This is a genomic window from Wolbachia endosymbiont (group A) of Lasioglossum morio (assembly GCF_947250585.1).
In the GTDB taxonomy this organism is placed as follows: Bacteria; Pseudomonadota; Alphaproteobacteria; order Rickettsiales; family Anaplasmataceae; genus Wolbachia; species Wolbachia pipientis.
In genome coordinates this window covers 1,020,239-1,035,116 of sequence record NZ_OX366327.1, presented here as the reverse complement: position 1 = coordinate 1,035,116, position 14,878 = coordinate 1,020,239, and the positions used below count along the sequence as shown (strand labels likewise).

The 14,878-nt window shown below is 34.2% G+C and carries 15 protein-coding genes; 7 read left to right on the top strand and 8 right to left on the bottom strand.

What is annotated here, in order from left to right; all coding sequences use genetic code 11:
• On the top strand, window positions 1-531 hold the full coding sequence (locus OOK89_RS05105; RefSeq protein ID WP_264718883.1) for a Na+/H+ antiporter subunit E: 531 nt from the start codon (window positions 1-3) through the stop codon (window positions 529-531).
• Here the strand turns inward: OOK89_RS05105 and OOK89_RS05100 are convergent.
• Complete coding sequence (locus OOK89_RS05100; protein ID WP_006279382.1) at window positions 524-940, bottom strand: hypothetical protein; 417 nt, start codon at window positions 938-940, stop codon at window positions 524-526. The genes OOK89_RS05105 and OOK89_RS05100 overlap by 8 nt on opposite strands.
• A 304-nt stretch (window positions 941-1,244) precedes the next feature.
• Between OOK89_RS05100 and purN the strand changes: the two genes are divergently transcribed.
• Window positions 1,245-1,811 (top strand): phosphoribosylglycinamide formyltransferase, encoded by a 567-nt coding sequence (purN, locus tag OOK89_RS05095; RefSeq protein WP_077188224.1) that lies wholly within the window; start codon window positions 1,245-1,247, stop codon window positions 1,809-1,811.
• Between the two features lie 2 nt (window positions 1,812-1,813).
• Here the strand turns inward: purN and OOK89_RS05090 are convergent, their stop codons facing one another.
• The 4 genes from OOK89_RS05090 to ribF are packed head-to-tail and all read right to left on the bottom strand — an operon-like array spanning window position 1,814 to window position 5,886.
• Complete coding sequence (locus tag OOK89_RS05090; protein WP_264374012.1) at window positions 1,814-3,124, bottom strand: M16 family metallopeptidase; 1,311 nt, start codon at window positions 3,122-3,124, stop codon at window positions 1,814-1,816.
• On the bottom strand, window positions 3,111-4,451 hold the full coding sequence (locus tag OOK89_RS05085) for a M16 family metallopeptidase (protein WP_264718882.1): 1,341 nt from the start codon (window positions 4,449-4,451) through the stop codon (window positions 3,111-3,113). The genes OOK89_RS05090 and OOK89_RS05085 overlap by 14 nt, the downstream gene beginning before the upstream one ends.
• 29 nt (window positions 4,452-4,480) lie before the next feature.
• Window positions 4,481-4,957 (bottom strand): signal peptidase II, encoded by a 477-nt coding sequence (gene lspA, locus OOK89_RS05080; RefSeq protein ID WP_006279329.1) that lies wholly within the window; start codon window positions 4,955-4,957, stop codon window positions 4,481-4,483.
• Window positions 4,954-5,886 (bottom strand): riboflavin biosynthesis protein RibF, encoded by a 933-nt coding sequence (gene ribF, locus OOK89_RS05075; RefSeq protein ID WP_264718880.1) that lies wholly within the window; start codon window positions 5,884-5,886, stop codon window positions 4,954-4,956. Before ribF ends, lspA begins: the two co-directional genes overlap by 4 nt.
• 68 nt (window positions 5,887-5,954) lie before the next feature.
• On the opposite strand from ribF, the gene grxC reads away from it, so the two are divergent.
• The 5 genes from grxC to OOK89_RS05050 all read left to right on the top strand — a co-directional run bounded on the left by grxC (window position 5,955) and on the right by OOK89_RS05050 (window position 11,277).
• On the top strand, window positions 5,955-6,293 hold the full coding sequence (gene grxC, locus OOK89_RS05070) for a glutaredoxin 3 (RefSeq protein ID WP_264718878.1): 339 nt from the start codon (window positions 5,955-5,957) through the stop codon (window positions 6,291-6,293).
• 115 nt (window positions 6,294-6,408) lie between these two features.
• Window positions 6,409-7,281: a hypothetical protein gene (locus OOK89_RS05065; protein WP_007550039.1), complete on the top strand. Its 873-nt coding sequence runs from the start codon at window positions 6,409-6,411 to the stop codon at window positions 7,279-7,281.
• Window positions 7,282-8,157: 876 nt separating this feature from the next.
• Window positions 8,158-8,757, top strand: a complete 600-nt coding sequence (locus OOK89_RS05060) for a peroxiredoxin (protein ID WP_012673206.1) — start codon at window positions 8,158-8,160, stop codon at window positions 8,755-8,757.
• Entirely contained in the window at window positions 8,744-9,691 is a 948-nt protein-coding gene (gene trxB, locus OOK89_RS05055) for a thioredoxin-disulfide reductase (protein ID WP_264718876.1), read from the top strand. The genes OOK89_RS05060 and trxB overlap by 14 nt, the downstream gene beginning before the upstream one ends.
• 89 nt (window positions 9,692-9,780) lie before the next feature.
• Window positions 9,781-11,277: an ankyrin repeat domain-containing protein gene (locus OOK89_RS05050; RefSeq protein WP_264718875.1), complete on the top strand. Its 1,497-nt coding sequence runs from the start codon at window positions 9,781-9,783 to the stop codon at window positions 11,275-11,277.
• Here the strand turns inward: OOK89_RS05050 and OOK89_RS05045 are convergent.
• Genes OOK89_RS05045 through OOK89_RS05035 form a run of 3 tightly spaced genes read right to left on the bottom strand, consistent with a single transcriptional unit; the run spans window position 11,274 to window position 14,669 of the window.
• Entirely contained in the window at window positions 11,274-12,194 is a 921-nt protein-coding gene (locus OOK89_RS05045; RefSeq protein ID WP_264718874.1) for a tyrosine recombinase XerC, read from the bottom strand. The genes OOK89_RS05050 and OOK89_RS05045 overlap by 4 nt on opposite strands.
• A gap of 2 nt (window positions 12,195-12,196) precedes the next feature.
• On the bottom strand, window positions 12,197-13,567 hold the full coding sequence (lpdA, locus tag OOK89_RS05040; RefSeq protein ID WP_264718873.1) for a dihydrolipoyl dehydrogenase: 1,371 nt from the start codon (window positions 13,565-13,567) through the stop codon (window positions 12,197-12,199).
• Window positions 13,560-14,669: an outer membrane protein assembly factor BamB family protein gene (locus tag OOK89_RS05035; protein WP_264718872.1), complete on the bottom strand. Its 1,110-nt coding sequence runs from the start codon at window positions 14,667-14,669 to the stop codon at window positions 13,560-13,562. The genes lpdA and OOK89_RS05035 overlap by 8 nt, the downstream gene beginning before the upstream one ends.
• Window positions 14,670-14,878 lie beyond the last annotated feature (209 nt).

Genomic DNA, 14,878 nt, shown 5'->3' with positions numbered 1-14,878 from the left:
ATGAAAAACCTCAACTTTAGGAAGGAAATCAAGTTTTTTTCTCTGTCATTTATAATTTTATTTGTTCTATGGACTGTATTGTCTGGTTATTTTGAGCCGTTTTTTATTTTTTGTGGAGTGTTTTCCTCTATATTCACATCGTTTATCTTTAGAAGGTTGATAAACGCTGAAAGAGCTCTTAGCCAGATTTTAAATAGTACGAGTAGACTATCGTTTTATAAGTTAGTAAGTTATATACCGTGGTTAATGTACCAAATCATTTTATCAAGTGTTTATGTAACAAAAAAGGTGCTACAACTCAAATCTAAGCTTGAACCGATTATTATCCTAAGAAAATGCAAAGGGCATAATGACGAAAGCATTGCGTTATTTGCCAATTCAATCACAATCACTCCCGGAACTTTAACTATCAATGTTGAAAGCAAGCAAAAAACGTATTTGTCTACCATATGCTTGATAGATAAAAACCTTGAAAGCGGCATTTCTGAAATAGAAAACAAAATCTTAAAAATACTACGTTCAGTTAAGTAATTGCTTTAAATAAGTTAACAGCATCCTTATATTCCCTTACAAGACTTTCAAGCATTTCTTTTGGAAGGCTATTATTAACAATAGAACATAAATAATTATATAAATCTTCTAACCTTAATATGTTATTTCTCTTCTTGCTGTTAAATTTATACGGAAAAATACCTTCCATAACTTCAATAGTAGTAGCCTTGTTTAAAAATACATTTTCACTTGTCACGCTTATTCTTGCTAAAACAGTGTTAATTTCAGGTTCGTCACTCGTATAAAAATCTGATAGCTGAGTTATTCTAATAACGTACAAAGTTACTATTTTTGACAAGCAATTATCAGCATATTCACAATTTTTTATTACCTCCCACTGAGTAACCTGAGATTTACCTATTTTTGCATTGTTCGGTAATTTACTCATTGAACTTTCTCCATTTAATCCAGTGTAATAAATTATACTAATACTTTGTTAAATAAATAATAACGCGATTACAAAAATATATACTTATAGTGGTATATTATACAAAAATAGCACAATATCTAAGCATTAAAGCTAGTTTTAGCTGGATACATGGGGCTATTCGTTATTTTGTGTTGTCCAGTGAGGTCCAAAATTAGAGGTCCACTTATATAAAGAGTTTAGTCTGCCTTCTTTGCTATAAAATAAGTTTTCCTTTTGAGCTGTTTTGTTAGTATTAACTAAATTCTAAACTAACTGTGCTATAATGAAAAAGATAAAACTCGGAATACTAATTTCAGGTAGGGGGTCGAATATGCAGGCCTTAATAGAAGCATGTCAAGATCAGAATTTTTCCGCAGAAGTTGCATGTGTTATCACAAATAATAGCGAAGCTGCTGGTCTGAAAATAGCAGAGCAAGCAGGAATCTCAGCGTTTATTGTTAAAGATAAACCGCTTGATGCTGGTAAAATTCACGAAATACTTGTTCAACATAAGGTTGATTTAATTTGCCTTGCAGGGTTTATGAGAATTCTCAAAGCTGATTTTCTGAGTAAATGGCATAACAAGGTGATAAATATTCATCCCTCTTTACTTCCGTCTTTTAAAGGCCTAAACGCTCAAGAGCAAGCTCTAAAAGCAGGTGTAAAAATTACAGGTTGTACTGTACATTATGTCACTCCTGAAGTTGATGCTGGAGCCATAATTGCTCAAGTTGCTGTGCCAGTGTTACTAGCTGATGATATTCAAAGCCTCTCAGAACGCATTCTAGCTGAGGAGCATAAGTGCTATGTAAAAGCAGTAAGATCAATAGCAGAAAGTATTAATTATTGATCTTAAGTGTTTCTTCCAACTTCAACAAAAAATAAATTTTCTGGTTCCAGCAAAGAACTTGCCAGTTCGTTTACTTTCTCTAATTTAACGTCATTAATGACATTCGCATAATTATTTATACGGTTAACATCACGATCATTTATCTGCATATCATCCAGCAGCATTGCTGTATTTATGTTATTGGACAGGCGAAGGACAAGATTATTTACCAAGCCAATTTTTGCATCCTTGAACAATTGTTCGTCAATTCCTTTCTTTTTTATCCTGCTCAATGTATCTCTTATTGCAGATATGGATTGACTGGCAGTAGAGCTATCAGTACTTAAACCCCCAGCTATAATATTTCCATGCGTATAACTGGCCATAGAGGCACTAATACCATAAGTAATTCCAAGATTTTGCCTTAGTTCTTTCATCAGCACTGAATTCAGCCCCATACCACCAAGCGCATTAACCAAAACTTGAGCATTATAGTAGTCTGGATCTTCATAAGCTATACCTTTTTGAGCAAAAAGTATCACACTCTGTGGTATATCCATAAAAATATTCTTACTTTCTGCAGGACCAAAATCATTTTTCACAGGTATTTTTCTAACTTTTGATCTTTTTGACGGCAATTTAGATAAATATTTATCTAATAGCGTAATAATTTCTTCTTTTTTTGCACAACCAGCAACACTGATAACTATGTTATCTTTAGCAAAATTACGCTTTATGTATGTTAAAACATCGTCTCTAGTAATGCTCACTCTAGTGTCAAGAGTACCGTACATACTTTTTGAGTAAGGGTGTTTTTTAAACAACAACGTATTCAATTCTTCTACAGCAACAAAGCCAGGATTTTTTTCAAGATTATTAAAATCAACTTTGGCTTTCTCGAAAACTCTATTCAACCCTTCAGGGTCAACTTTAGGACGCATTATAGTATCGCTCAGTAATGAAATTGCTTCCTCTAGATTGTCAGACAAAGTATTTAATGAAACCCTAAATGCTTCTAAATCAGCAATAAAATTTAAACTAATCCCTTTATCTTCAAGCTTTTTCGCAAAATCTTTGGCATCATTTTTTCCTGCCCCTTCTTGAATTATAAGAGAAGTAAACCAGGTAAGTCCCTGTTTTTCTGCATTCTCATACACATAACCTGCATCCTTGAATGATATATTTAGTGAAACTTTTGGCAAATCATGATTTTCTACAAATAAAAACTTAAATCCTTTACGGGTGGTGACCTCCTCTATATTTAGGTTACCACTTGCTTGTAAATTAAAGCCTAAACAGAAAAAAAATAGAAATATAATTTTACTTATTCTCATTATTATCTCCTTTTGGTAATAAACGACCAATTAACTTATTAGCAGAAAAAATAGCACGGATTTTATTATTTACATCCTCTAGATTGACATCATTAATCTTGCTATATGAAATATCTATTTCATCAAGTGGAATGCCAAGTGCTAGGTGCGGCACATAAAACATTGCTATATGAGTTAAGTCAGATAGATTATCAAACTGTGCTGCTTTGTATCTATATTTTGAGCTTTGTAATTCCTCGCTCGTCACCCCTTTAGATACGAAGCCATTAATAGTATTATCTAACTCTCTTTCAACAATATCTAAATTAGCGCCACTTTTTGGAATTATCATAATATCAATGTAGCCATCACTAAAAGCTAGGCTATTATAATAAGCAAACACTGATACTGCCACATCTTTATCTAAAACCAAATCTTTATACAGTTTGCTGGATTTGCCGCCACCTAAAATGTCAACCGCTAAATGAGCAGCGGAAGCTTCGTTTATATGCTCAAATAAGGGTACACGATAACGAAAATATAAAACTGGTTCTTTTACTTCAGTGCTTTCTAAGGTCACCGATAGACCTGCGTTATGTACTGGGTCCTGATTAGGGTAATGCCTAATTATAGGCTTAGCTTTAATTTCGCCATACTTTTCTTCTGCTAATTTCACTACTTCATCAAGTTCCACATCACCCACAATCAGTAATATTGCATTGCCGGGGTGATAATAGTTATCATGAAACCTCGTTATGTCATCCTGATTGTAAGTTTTGATATCGCTCTCCCAGCCAATAACAGATCTACCATAGCCAGTACGATAAAATGCACTATCCATTTCTTCCCATAACAAGTTATGAGGTTGGTTATCAAATCTCATTTTTCTTTCTTCCAGTACAATGTTTTTTTCTCTATCTATTTTGTCTTGAGTAACATTAAAGTTTCCCATTCTATCTGCTTCAACTTCCATTGCCAGTGGTAAATCTTTTTTGGGGACCAACTCATAATAACAGGTATATTCTTTAGTGGTAAACGCGTTAAATTGAGCCCCAATGCTACTCATAGTGGCTTCTATATCTGTGAACTTTCCTGTAGTTTCAAACATTAAATGTTCAAAGTAGTGAGCCAATCCTGCTTTGCCGATTGGATCATCCATTCCCCCAACTTTGTATATTACTGCATGTAAAACGGCTGGAATCCGATGATTAGAAACAACATAAACATCTAGTCCGTTACTGAGTTTAGTATATTTTATGTTGTGCTCTATGTTTAAAGCATTCGAAGAAATTGGGTAAGTAAAAAAAAGTACAGGTAGTATAAGAAAACTAAAAAACTTATGAAGCATTATTTCGACCTAATATAAAAACAATTATTTTATTCCTCATTTTGTTTAGAAATAAGCATATCGTATATATACCACTTATATAACAATGTAAACATTCCACAAACTATAGATAAATCTGCTAAATTAAAGGCTGGCCAATACCAATCATCAATATGAAAATATATGAAATCATATACAGCTCCCCAATAGATCCTATCAACTACGTTTCCGATTGCTCCACCAATCATCAGAGAAAAACCAAGGTAAGTTGACTGATCGTCAGACTTGTATATCAAATATGCAAGTATACCAATTATTAGTATTGAAAATGCTGAAAAAAAGAAACCGCCATGTGGTAAAGCGCTACACATTCCAAAACTAATACCTGAATTCCAAACTTCAACTAGTTTTATAAAACTAGCGATCTCAATTGATTCTCCTTCATCAATCAATGAGTTTATGTACAATTTGCTCGTTTGGTCAATCAATACTATAATTAATATAACAACTAAGCATAACTTTTTCATAAATTTGCCTTTAACCTATAAACTTTAAGTATATCATAATTTATCTGTTTTGTTAACTCCTCAATACTATGGAATTTTTTTTCTGACCTTATGAATTTTAAAAGTTGTATATTGACTTTATGACTATATACGTCTTCATCAAAACCGAATATGTGCATTTCTATTATAGGCTTTTTCAGATCCTTAAATGTAGGTCTCATACCAATATTGACTACTCCATATAACCAATTTGGATTACTATCAGGAAAAGTCACTCTAGCGTAATATGTGCCAAACTTAGGTTTTATCATGCAATCTTCTATAGGAATATTTATGGTTGGAAATCCTATTTCTCTACCTCTACATGCACCTTTTGTCACAACACCAGAAACTTGATAAGGCCTGCCGAGCAATTTATTAGCAATTTCTATTTCGCCCCTTTGTACATACTCCCTTATTGAAGAAGAAGAGCAAATTTTGCCGTCAATTGTTAATGGCTCTAATTTAGTCAAAGAGTATCCATATATTTCAGAATATTTCTCTAGAGTTAATATATTACCCAATCGTTTATGACCAAAAGTGCAATTTTCTCCGACAATTATGTGTTTAGCGCCATATTTATCTATTAAAATCTCACTGATAAAGTCATCGCAGCTAACCTCAGAAAAACCTCTATTGAAATTAATAATATATAAGTAATCTATACCATAGCTGCTGATTAGTTCCTTTTTTTGTTCTTGGTCTATTAACCTAAAATTGTTTCTACCAAATAAAACAGTTGATGGGTGAGGCTCAAAAGTTAAAACTGCAGAGGGTAATCCTCTTTCTTGTGCTACCTTCTTTAGAGTAGAAATTGCAAACTCGTGTCCTAAATGAATGCCATCGAAATTTCCGAAGGTTAGTGCTATATTATTTTCTATTCCTTGCTCACAATTATAAATAATTTTCATACAATTTGATGTTTTTACATGTTTCTTATATATAATAACTATATTTTAGTAAGCTACGGAGATAAATTGTGAAAAATGTTGTGATATATGTAAAGAAGGGCTGTCCATACTGCATAAGGGCAAAGGATTTACTAGATAAAAAAGGTGTGAAGTATGAAGAAATTGATGTGCTCAAAAACTCAGATCTATTTAACGACATAAAATCAAAGTATAACGTTAGAACAGTTCCACAGATTTTTATCAACGATAAGCACATTGGGGGGTGTGACAAATTGATGGATCTTGAAAAAGAAGGAAAGTTGGATGATATGCTAAATAATAATGACAATCACATTGATGTCACAACCTACACAAACAGCAATGATGAATGTGGAGAGTGTGTTATACCACATGATGATTTTATGTAACTTTTTATCTTGTTTTGTCGTGTAATACGTAAATGAAAACTAGTATGCTCACTTTAAACAATTCTTAATGAATTAAAAATACAATTCATTCAGTGAGTTTTTTTAGTGGGAAAAAATGACAAAAAATATTTCAATTATTAGCAGAAACTTAATTAGTATCGAATTAGTTAACAAACAAGATTTAGAGAATTTCATCAAGATTTTCACAGTGCTTGATAAACATATAGCAGCTAAAACACTTTTTACAGAAGAAGTGAGAATAGAGTATAAACAACACAACGGCATAGAAGTTGTTGAATTGCTAAAAGATACAGACTTTACATATCATGAGGTTGAAAATGTATTGAACCACCTGAGTAAACATGGAATGAAGGTGCCCAGCAGTGTTATAGCACACACCCTTTTTGCTGCATACAATCATGCACTTGAATTTAAGGATGTAGCATTTTCCTTTTCTGAAGGCTCTCCACAATTTAACATCAGAGTGAGTAAGAACACCTTCATAATAACTCCTATGAGTGAGGAGAATTTGGAATTGAATTCACAAAGTAGCAAGAAATTAATAGAGTCGTTACAGAGCGAAAAAAATATTTATGATTGTATAGTAGAAGAAAATACCATTAAAGTTATAGTGCATTCTGAAATACATCAAGCTATAAATTTGATTATAAAATCACTGATAAAGTCTCGCCTTTTAGCAAAAGAGGAAGAAGGAAAATTCAAAGAGAAATTGAGACAACTTGCTTTTAAGGATCAAGCTTTTGTTGAGTATTCCAGTATCAAAACCATCAGTAGGTATCCACATAATCATCCTCTGAGAAAGCATGAAAGTGTTACTAAGGATATAGAAAATATTTTATGTGATTTCATAGCAAATGAGAATAGCGAGTTCGCTATAGAGCGGTTAAATAGGCTGAGCTCAGCAGTTTCTCCGGATACTCCAAGAATCATCACTAAAACTATAGATAAACTTGTTAAGTTTCACTAAGATATACGAGAGCCAATAGATTTCTTGTATTACCTTTTGTCATCCAAGTAGCCTTGGCTACTTGGTTCTTTTTTTGGGTTCCAGCTATGTACATAGCTGTATGAACATTGTAGCCGTTATTCAAGTAGCCCGCAGAAGCGAAAAACTTACTTGACAAACTCCGCCAACTCCCTTATCATGAAACTGAAGCTATTTATTTATCTTCTCTGTACAGATTAAATGACAAAAAAACTCACGTATCTGGCGTCTCATGTTTAATTTTTTGCACTATGTGCACCTTATGTCTTTATAAAACTTCTAGGTTTTTACCTAATATAAGCTAAAATGCGCTTATAAAGCATTTAAAACATAAAAAAACGCCAACTTAAAAAATGGATAGTGAATAACTAGCTACCCTAGGGTTTCTTTTGCCTTTTTTTCTGTTTAGTAAATTTCTTAATGTTTATAATTTAGATTAGTTGCGGCTTAAAAGCAACTGAATCGCGGTTATTAAACGTTTAGAATAAAAAAACGCCATACTTGAAAGTATAATGTAAGTAATTAGCCAACCACGGGGCTTCTTTTGCCTTTTTTTTCGTTTGGCAAATTTTTTAACATTTATAGCTAAACGACAACCGTCATCCCGCTACTTGTTAGCGGGATCTAGAGATACCGCGAATGAATCGCGGTATGACGGTTCGTGGCGGTATGACGGTTCGCGGTGGCATGACGTAGAATTTTATACTCACCAACTCAGTATTCCAACCTGGATTGTATCTTATCGGTAAAAAAGAAGAGCTACTTTAGGAAGTTTTTATAGGACTAAAACCAAAGAAAACTTGCATATAAGTTTATCAAGATGTAAAATTGAAGTTATTTTAAAAGAATAGGTTAATTATGAATCTTGTAACAAAATCTGCTATCGATTTTACTGCTTCATCTGTTCTCTCTGACGGAGAAATTGTTGATGATTTCTGTCTGAGTAAGCGCATAAAAAATAAGTATGCTGTCCTTTTTTTCTATCCACTTGATTTTACTTTTGTTTGCCCAACTGAATTGATATCGCTCAATAATAGAATAAATGAGTTTGCAAAGCGTGGTGTTGAAGTGATAGGAATAAGTGTAGATTCAAAATTTTCACATTATAAATGGCGAAACACTCCAGTTAATGATGGTGGTATTGGAGAGATTAGCTACACTTTAGTGTCTGATATCAAAAAGTCTATATCAAGAGACTATGGGGTCTTATATGATGACTCAATTGCGCTGAGAGCAACTTTCGTTATTGATGATAAATTTATTGTACGTCATCAATCGATAAATGATTTGCCTTTAGGGCGTAATATCGATGAATTCGTTAGAATCGTTGATGCAATTAAACATAATGAGGAGCATGGTGAAGTATGTCCAGCAGGGTGGAAGAAAGGTAAGCCAGCAATGCAGGCAAGCGATGAAGGAGTAGCTGATTATCTAAACTCATACAGTGAAGAATTATAAATTTAGTACAAAAGTTCTTATTATTGGATCTGGGGCAGCGGGTTATGCTGCTGCTATATATGCAGCACGTGCAAACTTAGAGCCAATTGTAGTAACGGGAATGCAGCCTGGTGGTCAGCTTACAATTACTACAGATGTTGAAAACTATCCTGGTTTTGTTTCAATACAGGGTCCAGAACTAATGGAGCAAATGAGGTTGCATGCAGAAAAGGTTGGAGCAAAAATAATAGATGATGAGATAAAAAGCGTTGAACAACTTGAGGATTCTAATGAGTATAGGTTTAGATCTTCTGGTAATATCAATGACTACTATTCAGATGCAATTATCATTGCATCTGGTGCGCAAGCGAAGTGGCTTGGTTTAGAAAGTGAAAAGAAATTTCAGGGTTATGGGGTTTCAGCTTGTGCGACTTGCGATGGTGCATTTTTTAGGAATAAAGTTGTAGCTGTGATTGGTGGTGGAAACACTGCTGTTGAAGAAGCAATATTTTTAACTCGATTTGCCAAAGAAGTGATATTAATACACAGGCGTGATAAATTAAGAGCGGAAAAAGTAATGCAAGATAGGCTCTTTAAAAATGATAAAATAAAAGTAATGTGGAACCATACCGTAGAGCAGATTCTTGGAGAAGAAAATCCAAAAAGGGTTGCTGGTATTGCGATTAAATCAGCAGAGATCGATAAAACCCAAGAATTAAAAGTGGATGGAGTGTTCATTGCAATCGGGCATGCACCAAATACGGGTATTTTTAAAGGCTTTGTTGAAATGGATGAGCAGGGTTACATCATTACAAAACCTGGAACAACTTTAACTAGTAGGGCAGGAGTGTTTGCTGCAGGTGATGTTCAAGATAAGGTATATCGTCAAGCAGTAGTTGCAGCAGGAACAGGATGCATGGCTGCGCTTGATGCAGAAAAGTTTTTGGAGTCGTAGTTAATTCTAGGATTTTAGATAAATTGCTTGCAATTTTCCTTTTCTTTTACATAATTATATTAGTAAATCATTAATAAAGAGGGTTTAGTATGCCTTATAGAAACGGTGTAGCATATTATGGAGCTTATGGAGGTGGTGATAACACGGCATCGCAAGCTCGAAATCCGACAACTTCAAGACAGCTAAGTGAATCAACAAAACAGCTATTTAAGGCTATTGATGATGGAAACCTAGAAGATTTTAAAGAAGCTCTGGCAGAGGGTGCGGATGTTAATGCGTTTGATAAAGAAGGCATGACACCTTTGATGTCCATAGTTACTAATTTGTCTGCAGGCTCTGAAACAGAAAAAGAATATCAGAATATGATTAGGTTGCTCCTACTGCACCGGAGCATAGATGTTAATATTTCTGAACAAAATAATAACAATACAGTTTTGCATCTAGCAATGTGCTTTCAACAAAAGAAAACTTTACAACTCTTACTAAGTCATCCAAACATAAACACTTATCTAACCAATAAAAACCATCAAAATCCTGAGGAATGTGCTAGACAAAATCGTGCTGGGCATTTGATAATAGAAATACAAAAAGCACAGAAAGGAAAAGAATTATTAGCTGCTCTTTCTAGCGGAAATATTTGCCAAGCGAAAAGACTATTGAATCAAGAGCTTCATCCTAATTGCTGGAGAAGAACCCAAGATGGAAGAATAAAAACACCACTTAGCTTAATTATTCGATTATGTTTACGAACGATAACAGAAGATGAAAAAGAAGTATTGACAAAACTTTTAAAACATAAAGACCTAGATTTTAGTTACGAGCAGTATGCACAATTAAAGCAAACAATTGAACAAGCTATTCAGAGCCGATTAACTGATACTATTAATAGAAAAGATTTAGATGATGTGAAAAAATTAGTAGAAGATAATTGTTTTATAAATCGTGCAGTTGTTACTGCTGCATTGGGGGGTGTTGATAATCCAGTTAACTCTATTAAAGATTATTTAAATGAAAAATTTCCTGCAAATACGAATAATATACCAGAAGATTTTGAGAAGTTTTTACAAGGGCTTGAAAGAACAAAAGCTCAACTTGTAGAGAAAGAGCAAGAGCTAACGAATAAAACTGGCAAAATTTCACAATTAGAAAAAGATTTAGTACAAGTAAGGCAGGAAAAATCGGCTCAACAAAGTGAATTGATTGAATTTAAAAGAATTGTGTGTGGAAGAGCAAGCGACACTGTCGAAATTTCACGATTAAAAAGAGATTTGAAACAAGTAAGGGAAGAAAGAGATAGGCTTTCATCAGAAAATAGACGGCTCCGTAGTAATAAAAACGAAAAATCCTCGCAAGCAATTTCTTCTGGTAGAAAACTAAGCAACTACGCTTCTGCATGTTTTATATTGCTTGGAGTATATACTGTTGTTGCATGTTTAGTAATAGAAGATTATCCAGGGATAATAAGTGCTTTCTTTACAGCAGTTGCACTGGCTTTTTTTTTATTAGGATGTTGTAATTTATATAAAGCAAACACAATACTTAGTGATGTTGAAAGCACTCAGCTTGGTGGTTTAGAACGAAGTTAAAGTTTTGATTTCTTCTCCAGGCCCTGCTGAAAATTTTTGTACATGTTAAAAACATCTTGATAATTGAGGTGAGTGTAAATTTGAGTAGTTTCCAGGCTTGAGTGACCAAGCAGTTGTTGTATTGATCTTATGTCAATATCTTCCTGAAGCAAATGAGTAGCAAAACTATGGCGAAATGCATGTGGAGATAAAATTTCTGGTAAATTTAACATTCTCCTTATTTTTTGCAAACGATTAGCCACATAAGTTCTTCCCAATTTTTTTCCTCTTACTCCCACAAAAAGATGTTGTGCTTCATCAAGGTAAGGACAGGCTTTTACATATTCTTGTATACATTTTTTTACTACTGGGAGAATGAATACCTGCCTTTGTTTATCTCCTTTACCTGTTACTATTAAACTTTCATTGTTAATATCACTAACCCTAAGGTTCAACGCTTCACTGATTCTTAAGCCTGTACCATATAGCAGGACGATAATCGCAATTTCTCTTTTTACCACCCAAGGTTCGCCCAGGTCGGATAGTTTCATTTCTTTCAATAAAGTTTTTATATTAGATATTGAAAGTGCTTTGGGCAAAGTTCTTCTCTGAATTGGCCTTGATAAGGAAAATACAGCTTCATTGTCTATATTGTAGTTGTTTTTTATGTACTTGAAGAAATTTCTGATTACTGAGAGTGCTCGAGTGTTGGATCTTGCGTTTACACCTCTTGCGTAACGAGAGGTAAGCCAACTTCTTAACTCAGGTATGCTTAAATTTTTCAGAGTACCAACATTTACTTCTCCACCAATGTGAGTATTTAGGAAACTTATAAGATCCTTCAAGTCCCTCATGTATGATTCCAAAGTGTTTGGTGAATAAGATCTGTTACACCTCAGCCACTCATACCATTTTTCAATGATTGAACCGAGGTCCACAATTATTTTTTAAAGAAAGCATCGATGCACGCATCTCGAAAGGCTTCATTTATATCAGGATGAGAGTGACAAATTCTGTATATATCCTCTGCTGCTGCGCCATATGCCATTGCAACCGCTGCTTCGTTTATTAGCGTGTCAGCGTATGCTCCTACGATATGCACACCTAGTATTGTATCTGCTCTGCTACAAGTCAGCACTTTCACGAATCCTTCAGCATCATCAGTGATTTTTGCTCTGCCGTTTGCAGCAAATTGACATTTACCAACTTTGTACTTACGGCCAACACTTTTCAACTCCTCTTCAGTTTTACCGATTGAAGAAACCGCAGGGTGAGTGTAAATGACAGATGGTATGATTTCATAATCAACGTGAGGTACTTGCCCAGCGATTATCTCTGCAACTGCCACTCCTTCTTCTTCTGCCTTATGAGCAAGCATTGCTCCACCGATCACATCACCAATAGCAAATATTCCTTTTACATTAGTTTCATATCTGTTGTTAACTTGAACGAAACCACGACTGTCTTTCTCTATTTTTTCAAGACTCTCAGTGCATGGTTTGCGACCTACTGCAACCAGCACCTTATCTGCCTCTATAACGTTTGTTTGGTTATCTTTTACAGAGCAAACTTTCACACTCAAAGAGTTGCTACTTTGTTTTATCTCCTCGACTTTAGTGCTAAGTAAAAATTTTATTCCTTGTTTTTGTAGACTAGAAAGTAGAGACTTACTTAATTCTCCATCCATTGCTGCAGCGATTCTATCAAAAAATTCTACTACAGTGACTTCAGACCCTAGCCTGCTCCATACAGAAGACATTTCAAGCCCTATTGCCCCGGCTCCGATTACGACAAGTTTTTTTGGTACTTCAGTTAAAGATAATGCACCAGTTGATGAAATAATATTTTTCTCATCGATATTAATTCCTGGCAAAGAAATAACGTCAGAACCGGTTGCAATTACTATATTTTTTGTCTTCAGCACCTTACCTTCAACTGAAACTTCAAGATTACCTTGGTCAAAAGAAGCAAGCCCATTGATTTTAGTGATTTTGTGAAGGTTAAACAGATATTCTATACCTTTTCCAAGTTCCTGAACTCTGGCGTCCTTATAACCTAGCATTTCTTTTAAATCGAAACTTACATCCTTAATTTTTATGCCAAGCTTCGACAGATCATTTTTCGTGTGAGCATACTGATAGGAAGAATGGAGCAATGCTTTGGAGGGTATGCACCCAACTCTGAGGCATGTGCCACCAAAAATGCTATTTTGATCTATACAGGCAACTTTTAATCCAAGCTTTGCAGCAGCGATAGCACACTTATAACCACCTGGGCCACCACCTATAACAATTAAATCATAATCAGTCATAAAAAACAAACCTATTTTCTAAAGAATAAACACCTTTTCCCTCAGTTGTTACATATATCTTATTGCGAGTAAACACTGGAGTGTGAAACACATTACCAGGTACTTTGACTACCTTTCCTGCACTTTCAGATCCCGGAAAAGCAAACATTGAACCTTTATTGCTTGTCACCCACAGTGTATGGGCATGCATAATTGGAGCAAATAGTTGCGTATTTTCTATTAAATCAGATGCCCAGACTATTTCTCCATTTTTTATATCCAGGCCAATTATTTTATCATCTTTAGTAACTATAAAAATTCTTCCGCCTTCTTTTTGTTTCTCTGCAGGAATAAGAGGACTATAATATGACTCAATGTCTGATACACTTTTTACTTGCAGTGACTTTGACCATAAAATATTTCCTGATTTTACGTCAATACCATAAATATAAGAATTATTTGTAGCTATTAAAGTATCGCCAAGCACTCTCGGTGTAGTAGTTACATCTGTGAGCTGTGTATCCAAAAGGTTTGTAGCCAATTTTTGGCTCCACAATTTTTTACCATCTTCATTAAAAGCTATTAACTCACCATTTGAAAATGGTGCTATTATTTTATCGTTAGAAATTGTTGGCGATATGGAATACAAACCTCGAACCTCATTGATACCGTTTTGATAAGCCCAAGCGGAGCTGCCATCTTTTATATCAAACACGTACAGATAATTATCAATAGTCAATACTACCAATTTATTATTTATTACTGCTGCTTTTCCTCTTACTGGAGCTCTCAATTCTTTTTCCCACTCAATCTTGCCAGTTTTTGCGCCTATTGCGTGTAAAGTGTTATCCACTATAAAGAAAACATTTTTTTCATAATGTGATAGGCTCATGTTACCAATTTTTTTCCTATGTGAGAGGTGTAATTTCCAATTCATAGCCTTTGAGTTATCAATATCAAAGGAATATAAAGCGCCGTGCTTGTCTGATAAAATAACGCTATTTTCTATAAGCACTGGAGCTACATATCCTTGAGATAGTTTTTTATCCACTAGACTTATTCTCTCGCTTGCCATTGTGTAACTGCTACACAATAACATTATCATGACAATTATTACTTTCATTATTTATTGAAAACAAGATTCATTAATATACATCTTAAGAACCTTAATTACAACGGAAATGTTCTTGCTGCATGTTAAAAACGTTGATTTATGAACGAAATATTATATTATTATGTGAGATAATGTATATTCTTAGAGGTAGTACACCTCATCCACTATGCAGCAACGTGCATAGCTGTATGAACATTGAGATATAAAATAATTTATAC